The organism is Malaciobacter sp. (assembly GCF_055140965.1).
The window spans coordinates 1-17,532 of sequence record NZ_JBSRRO010000027.1; the positions used below are offsets into that span (position 1 = coordinate 1).

Consider the following 17,532-nt stretch of genomic DNA (forward strand, 5'->3'; position numbering starts at 1 on the left):
TGCTTTATTGATTCTAAGACCTGTACTTAATTTTTCTAATGAAGAACTTAAGTTTTTATTTGTGTTTGTTGCTGCTTCTTGTGCTACAAGTGAAGCTGCATTTGTATTAATTCTCATAATAAATCCTTTATATGATAAAAAGATTTACCCCAGTATTTGGGTGCCTATAGAACTTCTTGTTTTACCAAGCATAGAGTCTAACTCTTTGGCATCCATTGATACCTATACATTTTATTAATTTTTTTGACTACTAATTTTTGCAATAGCCTCTATTGTTTTGATATTGCTATTTACTCTTTTTTTCATATTATTTTTCTTAATATGCTTTTGTAATATCTTGCTATACTTTTTGTAGTTTCTTGAACCTTTTTCAAAAGTACATAACTTCTTTTGGATCTTTAAAATGTTTTCTGGTATTGAGTTTGTTGATTGCATTTTTAAATTCTCCTTTTCAAGTTATGAAAGTATTATGACACACCAATTCTTAATATTAGCTTAAATTGAAAGAAGTATAAAAAAAGACCCAGAGTATTCTATGAGCCTATAAAATGGTAGTTTTAGAAGATTAACAGGGTTTAAAGAAATAAAAATAAAAAATTATTGTAATAATCTTAAAACATTTTGTTGAACATTATTAGCTTGACTCATAGCATAAGTACCAGCTTGTGCAATAATATTTTGTTTATTAAAAGTTGCACTCTCTTCTGCATAATCAACATCTCTAATAACTGATTCTGCAGCTTTGATATTTGTTTGCTGAGTCATTTGATTTCTTACTGCTGATTCTAATTGGTTTTGAGTAGAACCAAAATCTGCTCTCCATCCATTTAGTGTGTTTAGTGCACTATCAATATCATCTAAGAATGCTCTTGAGTCATCTGCATCAAACGCAGCTGATGTTCCAGAAGCAGCAGCTGATTTTAAAGCTTCCAATGTTAATCCAGATACATTTGCTCTAACTCCAGAAGTTGTAGAGATTGTATCATTTACACTTTCACCCATTTGAAAAGTTAATTTAACTGCAGCCGCACCACCAGAAGCACCTTGTAGTAGTGATGTACCATTATAGTTTGTTTGTTTTGAAATATTATCTAATTGAACTAATAGTTTATCAATATCTTTACCAATAGATTTTCTACCTTCTTGAGAAGTAGTATCTGTTGATGCTTGAATAAGTTTAGTTTTAATAATATCTAATATATTTGATTGTTCAGCCATTGCTTTATCAGCAATTTGTGTTAAAGAAATTGCTGAGTTTCCATTTGAAATTGATTGTCCTAGTGAACTAGCTTGTGTTCTTAGTTTATCAGCAATTGCAAGTCCTGATGCATCATCACTTGCTTTATTGATTCTAAGCCCTGTACTTAGCTTCTCTAAAGAGTTAGTTAATGCTTTATTTGTATTACTGTTTGCTTCTTGTGCCATAAGTGAAGCAGTGTTTGTATTAATTCTCATATTTTACCCTTTGTTAATACTTTCATAATTACTTAAATTTTAGCTAAGCTAAAGTTAAAATTTGTTTAATACAACTGCGCTTTCTATGTGGTTTGTATAAGAAAACTGGTCAAATAAAGCAAAATCATCAATTTTATGTGTTTTTGTAAGCTCTTTTAAATCTCTATGTAAGGTTTCTGGATTACATGAAATATAGACTATTTTTTCAAAATCTGATACTAATTTTCTAGTTGTTTCATCAAGTCCTGCTCTTGGTGGATCAACAAAAATTGTTGAAAAATTATAAGATTTTAAATCAATATCTTTTAATCTTCTAAACTCTCTTTTTTCTTCTAAAGCTTCTACGAACTCTTCACTGCTCATTCTAATAAAATCGATATTTGATATAGAGTTTAATTGACAATTTTTTAAAGCTGATTTTATTGATGTTTTTGATATTTCTGTTGCTAAAACATTTTTAAATTTAGTAGATAGAGGTATTGTAAAGTTTCCCCCTCCACAGTAAAGCTCACACAAATCTTTATTGCTTACTTCAAGTTTATCTAAAACCCATTCAATCATTTTTACATTTACATAACTATTTGGTTGTGTAAATCCACCCTCTTTATATTCAAAAAAGAAGCTTTTATTGTTTATTTTTAGTTCTTCTTCAATATAATCTTTACTTAAAACAACTTTTTGTTTTCTACTTCTTCCAATAATTTTTATGTTTAACTTTTTTTCTAAAAGTTTTGCTTTGCTAATCCATTCATCTTCTAACTTTTTATGATAGATTAAAGTAATAAGAGTATCACCTTTTGTCGAGTTTAAAAATTCACATGCAAAAAGTTTATATTTAAGTGTTTCATCACTTTGTAACTCATCTAATAGTTTTGGCATAAGCTTTGAGATATCTTCACTTACGATTTCACATGATTTTATTTCTAGTGTATTTTTATCAAAATCATTCATAGCATAGTTTATTGTTATATTTTCTTTATCTTTAAAATTTTTCCAAATTCTAAATTCTGCTCTATTTCTAAAGTTTTTATCTTTACTTTTTATAACATCAAACTCAATGTTAGTCAAATCTTTAAATCTGTTTTTTTCTATATTGACTTTATGTTGAAGTTGTTCTTCGTATGATTTGTCATACAAAGTACAACTAGCACATTTTCCAAAATATATACATTTCATTAAATTACCTTATAATTTTTAATACTATATTATATAAAAATCAATATAATACGCCCATGAAAGATATACTTCAAAAACAGTTACAAAATTTATTAAATTGTGATTTAAAATCTCAATTTCCTTTGGCAAGAAGTTTAAATAGAAAATTAAAATTCTTTGTTGGTCCTACAAACTCAGGTAAAACATATAGTGCAATGCAAAAATTAAAACAATCAAATAGTGGTCTTTATCTTGCACCTTTGAGGCTTTTGGCACTTGAGGGTTATGAGGATTTAAAATCTTCAAATCTTGAAGCATCTTTAATCACAGGAGAAGAACAAATTTTTGATGAAGATGCTTCACATGTTTGTTCAACAATTGAGATGATTGATTTTGATTTGGATGTAGATTTAGCAATTATTGATGAAGTTCAAATGTTAGATGACGATGAAAGAGGTTGGGCATGGGTAAATGCAATTATTGGATGTCCTGCAAAACAGATTATAATGACAGGTTCAGTTAATGCACTAGATGCAGTGAAAAAACTTGCACAATATTTAGATGAAGATTTAGAAATAGTAAAATTTAAAAGAAAAAATGAACTTCATTTAATGGAAAAACATACTTTATTAAAAGAGCTTGAACCTCAAACAGCTTTGATTGCATTTAGTAGAAATGATGTATTAAAACTGAAACAAAAACTACAAAAATATCATAAGGTTTCAGTTATATATGGAAACTTATCTCCAGAAGTTAGAAGAGATGAAGCACGAAGATTTAGAGAAAAGCAAAGTGATATTTTAATTGCAACTGATGCAATTGCAATGGGATTGAATTTACCTATTAAGACTATACTTTTTACAAATCATAAAAAATTTGATGGAATATCAAGAAGAGGAATAAATGTAAATGAAATCGTTCAAATAGCAGGAAGAGCAGGTAGATATGGACATCATGAAGAAGGATTTATAGGTGCTACTTCAAGAGAAACTTTAAAACATTTACACAAAGAGTATGTAAAACCTGTTAAAACTATAAAACCACCTTTTAAAGTAAAAATCAGTGCACAACAACTTGAGGGATTAAGTGCTCATATTAAAACAAAATCTTTACAAAAAATATTAAAATTTTTCCTTGATAATATGTATTTTGATGGTCCTTTTATTGCATCAAATATTGGCTCAATGCTTACTACATCAAAAATTTTAGATCAAAAAAATAATTTAAAATTGGAAGATAAATATATGCTTTCTCAAGCGCCTGTTACTGTAAAATCTCCAATTATTTTACAAGCTTATGATGCATATATTGCAGCTGTAATTAAAAATAAAGTAGTAAGATATAAACCCTCAATAACTTTGCCTAAAAAAGCCATAACACAGCGAGATTTACTTTTAGTTGAAGATGAAGTGAAAAAAATATCTCTTTATTTATGGCTTTCATATAAGTTTCCAAAACTTTTTCCTGATAGTGTCAAAGCTAGTATTTCAAGAGCCAGTTTTAATAGTTTTATAGAGAAATCTTTAAAGCTTAATTTAAAGGATGAAAGAGAAAATAATAATAAAAAGTTTTCAAATAAATTTCCACCAAGACGTAGAAAAAGATTTTAATGAATAATTTGTTAAAATATCTAAATTATTATAATAATCCAAGGATTTAAGCTTAATGTTGAACTTATTTAAACAAGATGTTACTGAAAACTTTCAAAAAGAGCTACTTAAAAACTATTTAAATGTAGAAAAAGTTCAAAAACTAATAGACAATGGTGCAGATATCCATAGATTAAATGATAAAGATCAGACATTATTATTCCCTTTAGTAAAGAAAAAAAGAATTGAAGCCATAAGAATTTTACTTAAAAATAAAATTGATATAAATCATGAAGATATGTATGGTAAAACAGTTTTAAGTGAAGCTGTTGAGCGTGGTGATGGAGTAATGATTAGATTTTTACTTGATAATGGTGCTTCAATAGATTATATAAACTCTTCTGGAAGAACAATTTTACAAGATGTTGCTTTAGAGGGAAATCATAGAGTATTTGAGATTTTACTAGCACATAAACCAAATTTAAATATTAAAGATACATATGGAAGAACAGTACTTTTTGATGCTGTTGAGGGTGAAAATCTAAAGATTATAAGAGAAGTTTTAAATAATATTGAAAACCCTGATGCTGTTGATGAAAATGAACAAACAGCACTTTTTTTAGCTGTTTTAAAAGAGAAACCAGAAGTTGCAAAATTTTTAATTATTAATGGTGTAGATATTCATGTAACTGATGAAAATAGAGAGAATGTACTTTTTAATGCTGTTGTTATGGGAGCTTCAAATATTGAAGTTATAGAGTTGCTTTTAGAAAAAGGTATAAAATTAAATATAAAAAATATAAATAATGAAACAATTTTAGATGAAATATTAAAAATATTAGAAATATTAAAAAATCCTAAAGAAAAAGTTGAAGGAAAATATAAATTAGCAAATAAAGAAAGAAACTATTTAAAGCTTACATCTGTTTTAATAGAGAATGGTTTAGCAGTAAATAGAGTTGATAGTAAAGGTAAAACAGTTTTATACAAAGAAGTACTAAGAAAAAATTATGACACAATCGATTTTTTATTAGCTTCAGGAGCGGATATAAACTCAGAAGACAAAAATGGAAGAACAGTTTTATTTGAAGCTGTTTTTGATGGAATGAAAAATATTGAAATGGTTGAATATTTATTGACAAAGGGCGCTGATATAGATCATAGAGATATTTTAGAAAGAACAGTTGTTGATGAACTTTGTGAAATAATTCTGGTTCAACACAATAACAAAAAACCTATTTCAAGAAGATATTTAGATATTGATGATGAAGAAGATTATTTTACACTTTTAAAAAGAGTTATAAGCTATAGACCAAAATTAAACAAACAAAGATCAAATGGAAGAACTACGATTTTTGATTTGATAATACAAAATAATCTTCCTTTGATTAAACTTCTTTTTAATTCAGGGGCAAATGCAAATATCATGGATGATAATGGAGATACTCCTTTAACATTGCTTGTTGATCATGGTTTGAAAGTTAAAAGTATTAGAAATAAAGAGCAATTTTTAGAAAAATTAGTCTTTTTATTGAAGTTTAGAATTGATGTTAATATTAGAGATAAAGAGGGAAGAACTGTTTATCACAAAGCAGTTATTGCAGATGATATTGAAGTGGTAGAAAAGCTTTTATCAAAAAAAGCAGATTTAAATATAAAAGATAGGCAAGGAAGAACTGCACTGCATCATACTCAATGGAAAGGAAACTTTAAAATTGCAAGACTTTTAATTGCAGCAGGTGCTGATATAAATGCAGTTGATTATGCAGGATTTACTATTTTAAACTATGCAGCAATTTTGGGTCATACAAAATTAGTTGTTATTTTAATAGCTTCTGGTGTATTGATGTATAACCACAATAAAAAAAGTCGTTCAGTTGCACAATTTTTTAAAGAAAGAGAAAAGAATTTAGCAAAACTATTAAATGGAAATATAACAGATCCTAAAATGCTTAGTGCAATAAAACAAGTAATAAAAAATCTAAGAGCAGAAATTGACGAAGCTTTAAAGTAAGGAAAAATATGAATAAATTATCAATAATAATACTTGCAGCTGGTGCTGGTACAAGAATGAAATCTGAAAAACCTAAGGTTTTACATGAAATTTCAGGAAAACCAATGCTTTATTACTCGATTAAAGAGGCATTAAAACTAAGTGATGATATTACAGTGATTTTATACCATCAAGCTTCAAAAGTACAGCAAACTATAGAAAAATATTTTAGCAATATAAATTTTGTTATTCAAGATCATGAAAACTATCCAGGTACGGGTGGAGCTGTTATGAATATAGAGCCAAAGTATGAAAAGACTTTGGTTTTAAATGGTGATATGCCATTAATACAAGCAAGTGAATTAAAAAAATTTGATTTAGATGCAACAATTGTTATGTCAGTATTAGATTTAGAAGATGCAACAGGATATGGAAGAGTAATTTTAAAAAATGAAAAAGTTGTAAAGATTGTTGAACAAAAAGATGCAAATGAAGAAGAGTTAAAAGTAAGAACTGCAAATGCTGGAATTTATCAATTTCAAACATCATTTTTAAAGCAATATTTACCACTTCTATCAAACAATAATGCACAAAAAGAGTATTATATTACTGATTTAATAGAGCTTGCAATAAAAGATAATAAAACACTAAAACCTTTAGTTGTAAGTGAAGAGAACTTTAAAGGAGTTAACTCAAAATATGAGTTATCAACAGCTGAAGTAATACACCAAAATAGAATCAAAAAGCAGTTTATGCAAAATGGTGTTATTATGAGACTTCCTGAAACTATTTATATAGAAGAAGGGGTTCAAATTGAGGGTGAATCTATAATAGAAAATGGAGTTTGTTTATTAGGTAATACAAAAATTATAAACTCAATAGTTAAAACAAACTCAATAGTTGAAGACTCAATATTAGAAAATTCCGATATTGGTCCAATGGCAAGAGTTCGACCTAAAAGTTATTTAAAAGATACTCATATTGGAAATTTTGTAGAGACAAAGAAAGCCATTTTAAATGGTGTAAAAGCAGGTCATCTATCTTATTTGGGTGATTGTGAAATGGATACTGGAACAAATGTTGGTGCTGGAACAATTACTTGTAATTATGATGGAGTTAATAAACATAAAACAAAAGTAGGAAAAAATGTCTTTATTGGTTCAGATACTCAATTAGTAGCTCCTGTAACCATAGAAGATGATGTGATTTTAGCAGCTGGGGCTTGTATTACAAAAGATGTTCCAAAAGGTTCTCTTGCTATTACAAGAGCTCCAATGAAAATAATCAAAAACTACTTTTATAAATTTTTTAAGAAGTAAATCATGTTATTAAAAGATAAAAATATATTAGTTGCAGTTACAGGTTCAATTGCAATTTATAAAGCTTTAGAGTTAATAAGATTATATATTAAAGCTGGTGCAAATGTAAAAGTTATTATGACAAATGAAGCAAAAAGGTTTATTAATCCAATAACTTTTGAAGCTATTTCACAACATAAAATTTTGGATGAAAATAACGAGTCTTGGGATAAAAATAGTTTATATAATCATATAGATACTGGAAAGTGGGCAGATGCATTTGTTATAGCTCCTGCTAGTGTAAATACAATCAATAAATTAAGTAATGGAATTGCAGATAATTTATTAACTCAAACAGCAATTGCATATACTAAAGATAAACTTTTATGTCCTGCTGCAAATACAAATATGGTACAAAATCCTATTACTTTAGAAAGTATTAAAAGACTAAAACTTTGCAATTATGAAGTGGTTCAAACACAAACTAAAGAGTTAGCATGCAAGGATGTTGGTGATGGAGCTATGGCCAATCCAGAAGATATTTTTTATGCAACTTCACGATTGATTTTAAAAGATGAATATTGGAATAATAGAAATGTTGTTTTAAGTGGCGGGGGAACTATTGAAAAGATTGACGATGTAAGATATATTTCAAATTTCTCTTCTGGGAAAATGGCTTCTTCTTTAGCTCTTGCTTTGTATTTAAAAGGTGCAAATGTAACTTTAGTAAGTACAAGAGGTCATGAATCTTTGCCAAGTGCAATAAAAACTATTGAAGTTAAAAGTAGTTTTGAAATGTATGAATGTTTAGTAGATTGTATAAACAGTGCAAAAAAAGCTGAACCTTTAAAATCTAATTTATTAAATGATAGTGAAGAAAAAGAAGTTTTTAAAAAGCCTTTTTTATTTATGGCTGCTGCTGTTAGTGATTATGTACCAAGCTCTTTTTTAAAGGGAAAATTAAAAAAAGAGTTACTTGGAACTACTTGGGATTTGAAATTAAAGCAAAATATGGATATTTTAAGTACATTAAATAAAAATGATATTGTGTCAATTGGATTTAAAGCAGAAATGGATGAAACAGTAGCAAATGAAAATGCAAAAAATATGCTAGAAAAAAAATCTCTTGATGGTGTTTGCTTAAATATTTTAAACAGTGATAATATGTTTGGTTCAAATAATAATAGTATTGAACTTATCTTAAAAGAGAAATCATACTCATTTTCTGCTTCTAAATTTGATGTATCAATGAAGCTTTTAAATTGCCTAGAAAAAGAGTTTGATGAATACAAATAATAAAAAAGAGTTACCAAAGCATATTGCTATAATAATGGATGGCAATGGAAGATGGGCTAGTGAAAGAGGTTTAAAAAGAACTGCTGGACACGAAGAGGGTGCTAAAGTTGTAAGAGAAATTACAAATCATTGTAACAATATAGGTATAAAATATCTTACTTTATATGCTTTTTCAACTGAAAATTGGAGCAGACCAAAACTTGAAATCGAGTTTTTAATGAAGCTTTTGGAGAAATATTTAAAAAATGAACTTCATATATATTTAGATAATAATGTAAGATTTAAAGCAATTGGAGATATCTCAAAATTTTCAAAATCACTACAAGAGATAATAAAAAAAACCGAGAATGCAACTAAAAATGCAAGTGGATTAACTCAAGTTTTAGCATTAAATTATGGTTCTCAAGATGAAATTTTAAGAGCCATAAGAAGATTAAATGAGCAAAATCTAGAAGTAACAAAACAAAATTTTGAGAATTGTTTAGATACTGCTGGTATAGTTGATGTAGATGTACTTATAAGAACAAGTGGAGAGATAAGATTATCTAATTATTTGCTTTGGCAAAATGCATATGCAGAGATGTTTTTTGTTAATACTTTTTGGCCAGAATTTACAACAAATGAGCTTGATGACATTATAAGTGATTATCAAAATAGAGAGAGAAGATTTGGAGGCATTTAGTTTTATTTTTGGAGTGGTATTTGGTTCATTTTTAAATGTACTAATTTATAGACTACCTAAACAAATATCCATTTTAAAACCCTCTTTTTGTCCAAGTTGTGGAAAGAAAATAAAATATTTTGAAAATATTCCTTTGATTTCATATATATTTTTAAAAGCTAAATGTGGTTCTTGTAAAAATAAAATTTCTTTTAGGTATTTTCTTGTTGAGTTAATAACAGGTTTTTTGACTCTTTTTTTATTTTTACAAGTATCATTAAGTTTTGAATTTTTTTATTTGATAATACTTTTTTATACACTAATAGTATTATCTTTTATTGATATAAAGTATAAAGCAGTACCTGATTATTTACTTTTAATTGCATTAATTGTTGCATTCTTTGCAACAAAAGATGAATTTTTGGTAAGTTTAGAAAATGCTTGTATTTTTGCAGGTTTTTTTGTTTTATTAGAGTTTATTATTACATTTTATATTCAAAATATAAAAGCTAAACTAATAAAAGATGATACTTTGCGTAAAGCAAAAGCTTTAGGGGAGGGCGATATTCCAATAATTGCAATAATTGGAGCAGTTTTAGGAATAAAAGCAGGAGTAATAGCTATATTTTTAGCAGGAATTTTTGCTATAATACCATCTATTTTGAATACTCTTTTAAAAAAAGATAGTCAAATTCCCTTTATTCCATTTTTAGTAATGGGATTTTTATTTGAATTTTTTATAAATATATCATCAAAGGTTTTTACTTGAAAATAAAAAGTTATCTTTATTCACAACTTTCAATCTCATTTCTTCCTATTTTTTTAGGATTATATTTTATTACTTCTATTATATTTTTAGTAAAGATTGCTTCATTAACATCAGTTATTACAATAGATGCATTTGAGTTATTTAAATTGTATGGATATTCAGTTCCTAAAATTATATTTTTTACTGTTCCTATTTCATTTTTTATTTCACTTGTTATAACATTGGCAAAACTATCAAGTGAGTATGAACTTATAGTTATTACTTCTTTTGGTTTTAATCCTATGAAGATTTTAAAAATATTTTTTCCAAGTACTTTTTTATTATCTATTGCTTTATTAATAATCTCTGTTGGTTTAATTCCTAAAACTGATTATTTAATGAGTACTTTTTTAGATAAAAAGAAAAAAGAGGCAAATTTTAATATTAAAGCATCTGAGTTTGGTCAAAAGTTTGGTGATTGGTTAATATATATTGATAAAAAAGATGGCAAAAATTATGAAAATGTTAGACTATTTAAAACAAAAGAGGGCTTAGATCAGTTTATTTTAGCAAATAGAGCAGTTTTAAATAACAAAGATGGAGATTTGAATTTTACTTTAATTGAGGGTAAAGCATTTTATATAGGAGATGAAGAGTTAAATCAAATTGATTATAAAACTATGGATATAAATGATTCTATTGTAAATAAAAAGGATTTTATTTTTACAAACTCATATAATTATTGGAAATACTCTTTACAAAATGATTCAAATATAGATGATTTTACATTTTTTATTTTAACTTCATTATTTCCTTTAATCTCACTTTTTCTAGTTATTGCATTTGGGTACTATAATCCAAGATATGAAAAAAACAGAGCTATTGGTTTATCTTTGATTGCAGTTGTAATTTATTATGTAATTACAAAATATCTTACAAAAAATATTGATTTACACTCTTTATATGTAGCTCCAAGTATTTGGATTATGGGAACTTATTATTTATATATAAAAACAACAAAAAAACTATATTAAGATGAATACAAAATTTACTATTTCATATGATGGTACACTTTATCAAGGTTCTCAAATTCAACCAAATGGTAAGAGTGTTGAGAACAAATTGCAAGAGGCTTTTATATCTTTAAATATAAAAACAAAAATAGTTTTAAGTGGAAGAACAGATAAGGATGTACATGCAACTGGACAAGTGTTCAATGCTGTGTTACCATCTTATTGGAGTGATTTAGAAAAACTAAAAGCTATATTAAATAGACATTTACCTTTATCAATAAGAGTGCATAAAGTAGATTTTGTAAGTGATGAATTTCATTCAAGATTTCATGCAAAAAGAAGAGTTTATAGATATCTTATTACATCAAAACCTGTGACAGCTTTTAATTCAAAATATATAATACATGTACCAAATATAGATGAAAGAAAAATCAAAGAAGCAATAAAACTATATATAGGAGTTCATGATTTTGAATATTTTCATAAAAAAGGAAGTGATAAAGAAAAGTTTATAAAAGAGGTTTTTGATGCTTGTTTTTATAAATATAAAGATATATATGTTTTTAAATTTGTTGCAAACTCATATTTGCGTTCTCAAATTAGACTTATGGTAGGATTTTTAATTAAAATTAATGAAGGTAAATTAACAAAAGAAGATTTGCTTTTACAATTAAATAAACAAAAGCATATTCATAAAACACCAGCAAGTCCTTATGGACTCTATTTAGCAAAGGTATATTATTGATGTTTTTTAAAAAGAAAAGATTTAATACTTTAAGTGATATAAAAAAACATATTATATTAACTCCTTTAGTTTTTGTATTAATAATAGCTACTTTATCAATAGTTGTAGTAACTCTTGTGTTAGATTATAAAAAAAGTAATCAAATTGAATTACTAATACAAAAAGATAAATATAATAAAAAGAATATTTTAAAATCATATATTAGTGATGTAAAATATAATTCAAGTGCTAGTTTTGATGATATTGAAGATAGATTAAATAGAAGTGTTTTTGAGATAAATGGACATATAAAAGCCTTAGAGTCAAATAACCATGAGGTAAAGTTTGATGATATTAAAAATGCACTAAATAGTTTAGAAAGACAAAGAGATATAGATTTTGTTGTATTTAATTCAAATAGTTTTGAGATATTAAAAGGTGCAAAACTAATCTCATATTTACAAACTTTAACAAACTCAAAAATGAAAACAGACTATTTTAAAAAACAGATGCTAAGAAATATTATTTATATGGGCGATGAAAATCTAATTTATTGGTTAGATAATCAAAAAAGAGATATTAGGCTTAGTTATTTTCAAAAAATCGAATCTAAAAACTGGATAATTGGAGCATTTTCAAAGATTGATGATATGCAAGCTTTAACTAGAAAAACAATAGAAAACTCTATTGTCTCTAAAAGTAAAGCATATGAAAATGCATATTTATGGTTTTATGATTATGAAAATGGATATGTTTATAACTATTATAATAAAGCTCATAAAATTGATGAAAAAAATCTTTTAGAAGAAGATAGAGTTAATTTTTCAAAATATATTAAAAAAGATTTTGAAAAACTAGAAGATGAAACTTATAATTTTAGAAAATATCAATTTTTAGTAGCAGTGAAAAGTTTTGAAATATATAAACAAATAAAGCAAATAAATAATCAATACCATACAAAACTTGCAGTTTCTATTACAGTTATAATATTAATTGCACTATTTATGATATTTTTATCTGTTGCTTTTGCAAAGTTTGTAAATACACTATTTAATAGATATAACAAAAGATTAGAAACAAAAAATTCATTATATAAAAAATGGAAAGAAAGATATGAATTAGCAATTATTGCTTCAAATGATGGTTTATGGGATATAAATCTTGATACAAAAGAGATATTTTTTTCCAATAGATGGCTTGAAATGTTTGGTTATAAAAGAGGAAGGGTTCAAACCTTTGATGATTGGCTAGATTTGATTCATGTTGATGATAGACCAAAAGTAAATTATCGATTTAATGAACATCTAATAGGTAAAACAGATCATTTTTTATGTGAATATAGATTAAGAACTTTTGATAATAATTACAAGTGGGTTTTTGTAAGAGGAAAAGCTTTTAGTAATAGTACAAAAAAATCAAATCGAATGCTTATGATGTCTATGGATATAGATCAAAGCAAAAAGTTAACCAATGAATTACAAAATGTTGAACTACTTGTTGAAATGGGCAAGATAGTTATTTTTAAATGGAATAATGATGATAATTTAAGTGTAGATTATGTTTCTAAAAGTATTAACTCTTATGGCTATGAAACACAAGAGTTTAATTATAATATTAATTATATAGATGTAATTCATGAAGATGATATAAAACCTTTAAAACAAAGAATAAAAAAAGCGATTGAAAGAGATGATTACTTTTTTACAATTATTTATAGAGTAAAAGATAAAAAAGGCAATACGAAATGGGTTTTTAATAGAACAATTTTATTAAAAGATCATTTTGGAAAAGTAACTCATCTTTATGGATATATCAATGATATTACAAAAATGAAGATGACAGAAGAAGAGCTTAAACAAAAAATTGAAGATGAAGTTGAGAAAAATGTTGAGAAAGATAGACTTCTAGCTCATCAAAGTAAACTAGCTTCTATGGGTGAAGTTCTTGGAAGTATTGCTCATCAATGGAGGCAGCCTTTAAATAATATTAATCTATTAATACATTTTATTAGAGATAATTATGGCAACTTTACAAAAGAGGAGTTGCATGATTCAATTAAAAGTGCAAAGGTTCAAATTGATTATATGTCTCAAACAATTGATGATTTTAGAAATTTTTACAAACCAACAAAAGATAAAGAGATTTTTGATATTAAAAAATCAATTGAAGCTTGTATTAAAATTGTTAAAGGACAACTAGAAAAAGCCAATGCTAATATTGAGGTAATTGGTGATGATGTAAAAATACATGGTTATCAAAGTGAATTTCAACAAGTTGTAGTTAATATATTAAATAATGCAAGTGAAGCAGCAATTATAAAACTTGAACAAGAGAGTTTTAATCCAATAATACAAATAAGAGTAACAAAAATAGAAAATAATGTAAAAGTTACTTTAAAAAATAATTGTGGAGAAGTTGAACAAGAGATATTAGAAAGAATGTTTGAACCATATTTTACAACAAAATTTGAAGACCAAGGAACAGGTATTGGACTTTATATGGCAAAAACAATTATAGAAAAGAATATGAATGGGAAAATTGAGGTAACAAATATAGATAAAGGGGTTAAATTTAGAATAATTTTACCAATTTAAAGAGCAAATTTGTTATTATAAAGTTTAACTATAAATAGGGATAAAAAATGGAAGCTTTTAATACAAGAGTTTTATTAGTAGAAGATGAAGAGTTAGCTAGAAAGACTTTGTCTTTTTATTTAAATACAATATTTGATGAGGTAGTTGTTGCTTGTGATGGAGAAGAGGGAAGTCAAAAATTTCAAGAAAACCACTCTTTAAATAAATCTTTTGATTTAGTCCTAACAGATATAAAAATGCCAAATAAAAATGGTATTGAAATGATTGATGATATATTAAAATTAGTTAGTAATCAAAGATTTATAATAGTAAGTGCTCATAAAAATGAAGATGATTTATTAAAACTTATTAACCTAAGAGTTTTAGGATATTTTGTAAAACCTTTAAATATTGACAATATGATGGAGATGCTTCAAAAAGCAAAAGATGAAGTCATAGCTGATAGAAAAATAAAAGTAGATGAAGAGTTGATTACAATCAACAAAACTTATACATATAATAAATCAACAAATAAACTATATAACCAAGAAAAAATAGTTAAATTATCAAAAAAAGAAGCAGAAATTTTAAGTGTACTTATTGATAACTTTGGTGAAGTTGTATCTGTTGAAACATTTAAAAAGCATGTTTGGAATGATATTAATACAAATGACTCAGCTTTTAGAACAGTAATGAAAAGATTAAAAGATAAAGTTAAAAATGATGATTTTATCATATCTCATAAAGGTTATGGATATATAATTGAAAAACCTTTTATAAAATAGAAAAAGAGTTTAATCTCTTTTTGATGAGAGTAAACTATATAATAAAGTATCCTAAATGGATACTTTATTTATAATTCTACTTCATATTTTGATGTATTATTTGCTTTTAATTTTGCTTTTTGGAAAAAATAGATTAATAAGAAAATTGCTAAACCAATTAAATATGAAATATAGTGACTTGGTAAGGCAAGTTTTGCTTCAACAATTTTTGGTAAAAACATAAAAGGAACAATAGCTAAAAATATAAATCTTTCTATAATATTTGTCCATGTTATAAAGTATCCTTGTGTAAAACAAGAGAATGCTAACATACCAATAAGTGCAGTTACAAATATAATTACTACTTCAAGTGGATCTGTTATCCAAATCCAGCCACTTGGATCTGATGGATTAAATGAATCAACTCCTGAGATTAATAATAACTCTGGGTTAAAGAAGAACATAAATGGTAAAATTGCTGTTCTAATATCATATTTAAACCCTTGAATACCTGTTTTAATTGGATCAGATTTTGCAATACCTGCTGCTGCATATGCTGCAAGACCAACAGGTGGCGTATCATCTGCTAATATACCAAAATAAAATACAAATAAATGCGCAGCAATTGCAGGAATTAAGTATCCATTATCTTGTGCAAGTGTTAAAATAACTGGTGCAGTTAATGATGCCATAACAATATAATTAGCAGTTGTTGGTAAACCCATTCCTAAAATAAGTGATACAATAGCTGCTAAGATAAGAATAATAAATATATTTCCACCTGAGATTGTCTCAATAACTTCTAGTAATACTTGTCCAAGACCTGTTAGTGTAATAGAACCTACTACAATACCAGCAAGGGCAGTTGCAACTGCAATTGGCACCATATTTTTAGCTCCACTTATAAATCCAGCTAAAATATCAATAAAACCACTAACCCAAACTTCTTTTGTAATTTTTTGTTTATAAAGAATTGCTCTAAATGGATGTTGTACAACCATTAGTAATAATAAAAGTGAAATTGCATTAAATGCAGCACTTGCAGCACTCTCTCTTAAAATCATTAAAGTATAAAGTAAAAAGAAAATTGGAACTAAATAGTGAATACCTCTTAAAAATGTTTGTAGTTTTGGAGGTAAATCTTCTGGGTTTGCACCTTTTAAACCTAATTTTAATGCCTCTAAATGAACTATATAAAATAGTGCAAAGTAAGAAACAAAAGCTGGAATAAAAGCAGCATAAATCACATCAGTATAACTTAATGCTAAAAACTCTGCAATAATAAAAGCAGCTGCACCCATAACAGGAGGCATAAGTTGACCATTTGTAGATGCTGCAACTTCAACCGCACCAGCTTGTTCTGGCCTAAATCCTGTTTTTTTCATCAATGGAATTGTAAATGTACCAGTTGTTACTGTATTTGCTATTGATGAACCACTCATAATACCTGTAAATCCAGATGCCACAACTGATGCTTTAGCTGGACCACCTCTAAATCTTCCTAGTAATGCAAATGCTAAATTAATAAAATATTCACCTGCACCTGCTTTATCTAAAAGTGAACCAAAAAGTACAAATAGAAATACAAAACCAGTTGAAACACCTAAAGGAACACCAAAAATACCCTCTGTTGTTAAAAACATATGTCCTGCAAGTTTATTAAAACTAGCACCTTTATGAATAATCAGCTCAGGCATATAAGGCCCAAGTACATCATAAGCTAAGAAAATAATTGCTATTAAACTTAATGCAAATCCTAATACTCTTCTTCCTGCTTCTATTAAAATCACAATACCTAAAAGAGCAACAGAAATATCAATTATATTATAATCACCTGGTCTTAATGCTAAATCATTATAAAAAAATGCTATATATCCAGCTGTACAAAGTCCTAATGTTGCAAATGTGTAACCAAACCATCTAACTTTTTTTAGAAAATACTCTTTTCTAAACATAGGATAGATTAAAAATGATAATACCAATGCAAATGTTAAATGTATTGATCTTGCAATTGTAGAGTTTAGTGGTTCTATTACAATATAAAGTTGAAATAGTGTCCATCCTAAAGCTATTGCAGAAATTAGCCAAAACTCAAAGTGTTGTGTTCCAAACACTCTTTGTCCTTCTAAATCATTAACTATATTCTCCGTTTCTTTTGCCTGTTCGACTTCAAGCTCATCAAGAGTGTGATGTTTGTCTCGTTCTATCATAGTAATACCTTAGTAAATTAGAGTTATTGCCATACTTCATGTAAAAATAAACA

15 protein-coding genes are annotated in these 17,532 nt (G+C 26.6%); 10 read left to right on the top strand and 5 right to left on the bottom strand.

Going from position 1 to position 17,532, the window contains the following annotated elements:
- From ACTCCZ_RS08700 to trmA, 4 genes are all read right to left on the bottom strand, one after another.
- Positions 1–117, bottom strand: a 117-nt coding sequence (locus ACTCCZ_RS08700; protein ID WP_463187264.1) for a flagellin N-terminal helical domain-containing protein, incomplete at its 3' end; no start/stop codon positions are given.
- A gap of 117 nt (positions 118–234) precedes the next feature.
- On the bottom strand, positions 235–435 hold the full coding sequence (locus tag ACTCCZ_RS08705) for a hypothetical protein (protein ID WP_079579960.1): 201 nt from the start codon (positions 433–435) through the stop codon (positions 235–237).
- A gap of 162 nt (positions 436–597) precedes the next feature.
- Positions 598–1,455, bottom strand: a complete 858-nt coding sequence (locus ACTCCZ_RS08710; RefSeq protein WP_079579961.1) for a flagellin — start codon at positions 1,453–1,455, stop codon at positions 598–600.
- Between the two features lie 54 nt (positions 1,456–1,509).
- The gene (gene trmA / locus ACTCCZ_RS08715) at positions 1,510–2,631 is read right to left on the bottom strand and encodes a tRNA (uridine(54)-C5)-methyltransferase TrmA (protein WP_079579962.1); all 1,122 of its coding nucleotides are present in this window, start codon (positions 2,629–2,631) and stop codon (positions 1,510–1,512) included.
- Positions 2,632–2,687: 56 nt separating this feature from the next.
- On the opposite strand from trmA, the gene ACTCCZ_RS08720 reads away from it, so the two are divergent.
- The 10 genes from ACTCCZ_RS08720 to ACTCCZ_RS08765 are packed head-to-tail and all read left to right on the top strand — an operon-like array spanning position 2,688 to position 15,290.
- Positions 2,688–4,220, top strand: coding sequence for a helicase-related protein (locus tag ACTCCZ_RS08720; protein WP_079579963.1), 1,533 nt, complete (start codon positions 2,688–2,690; stop codon positions 4,218–4,220).
- 55 nt (positions 4,221–4,275) lie between these two features.
- The gene (locus ACTCCZ_RS08725; RefSeq protein WP_079579964.1) at positions 4,276–6,213 is read left to right on the top strand and encodes an ankyrin repeat domain-containing protein; all 1,938 of its coding nucleotides are present in this window, start codon (positions 4,276–4,278) and stop codon (positions 6,211–6,213) included.
- Positions 6,214–6,221: 8 nt separating this feature from the next.
- Positions 6,222–7,511, top strand: a complete 1,290-nt coding sequence (glmU, locus tag ACTCCZ_RS08730) for a bifunctional UDP-N-acetylglucosamine diphosphorylase/glucosamine-1-phosphate N-acetyltransferase GlmU (protein WP_079579965.1) — start codon at positions 6,222–6,224, stop codon at positions 7,509–7,511.
- A gap of 3 nt (positions 7,512–7,514) precedes the next feature.
- Positions 7,515–8,786 (top strand): bifunctional phosphopantothenoylcysteine decarboxylase/phosphopantothenate--cysteine ligase CoaBC, encoded by a 1,272-nt coding sequence (gene coaBC / locus ACTCCZ_RS08735; RefSeq protein ID WP_079579966.1) that lies wholly within the window; start codon positions 7,515–7,517, stop codon positions 8,784–8,786.
- Positions 8,773–9,468 carry a di-trans,poly-cis-decaprenylcistransferase gene (locus ACTCCZ_RS08740; RefSeq protein ID WP_079579967.1) on the top strand — a complete coding sequence of 232 codons (696 nt, stop codon included), beginning with the start codon at positions 8,773–8,775 and terminating at the stop codon, positions 9,466–9,468. Before coaBC ends, ACTCCZ_RS08740 begins: the two co-directional genes overlap by 14 nt.
- Entirely contained in the window at positions 9,455–10,216 is a 762-nt protein-coding gene (locus ACTCCZ_RS08745) for a prepilin peptidase (RefSeq protein ID WP_104412610.1), read from the top strand. The genes ACTCCZ_RS08740 and ACTCCZ_RS08745 overlap by 14 nt, the downstream gene beginning before the upstream one ends.
- Complete coding sequence (locus ACTCCZ_RS08750) at positions 10,213–11,229, top strand: LptF/LptG family permease (protein WP_079579969.1); 1,017 nt, start codon at positions 10,213–10,215, stop codon at positions 11,227–11,229. Before ACTCCZ_RS08745 ends, ACTCCZ_RS08750 begins: the two co-directional genes overlap by 4 nt.
- Position 11,230: 1 nt before the next feature.
- Complete coding sequence (gene truA, locus ACTCCZ_RS08755; RefSeq protein ID WP_079579970.1) at positions 11,231–11,953, top strand: tRNA pseudouridine(38-40) synthase TruA; 723 nt, start codon at positions 11,231–11,233, stop codon at positions 11,951–11,953.
- Positions 11,953–14,526 (top strand): PAS domain-containing sensor histidine kinase, encoded by a 2,574-nt coding sequence (locus tag ACTCCZ_RS08760; protein ID WP_079579971.1) that lies wholly within the window; start codon positions 11,953–11,955, stop codon positions 14,524–14,526. The genes truA and ACTCCZ_RS08760 overlap by 1 nt, the downstream gene beginning before the upstream one ends.
- 47 nt (positions 14,527–14,573) lie before the next feature.
- The gene (locus ACTCCZ_RS08765) at positions 14,574–15,290 is read left to right on the top strand and encodes a response regulator transcription factor (protein WP_079579972.1); all 717 of its coding nucleotides are present in this window, start codon (positions 14,574–14,576) and stop codon (positions 15,288–15,290) included.
- A 68-nt stretch (positions 15,291–15,358) separates the two neighbouring features.
- Here ACTCCZ_RS08765 and ACTCCZ_RS08770 read toward each other — a convergent pair whose 3' ends face one another.
- Positions 15,359–17,479, bottom strand: coding sequence for a TRAP transporter permease (locus tag ACTCCZ_RS08770; protein WP_079579973.1), 2,121 nt, complete (start codon positions 17,477–17,479; stop codon positions 15,359–15,361).
- Positions 17,480–17,532 lie beyond the last annotated feature (53 nt).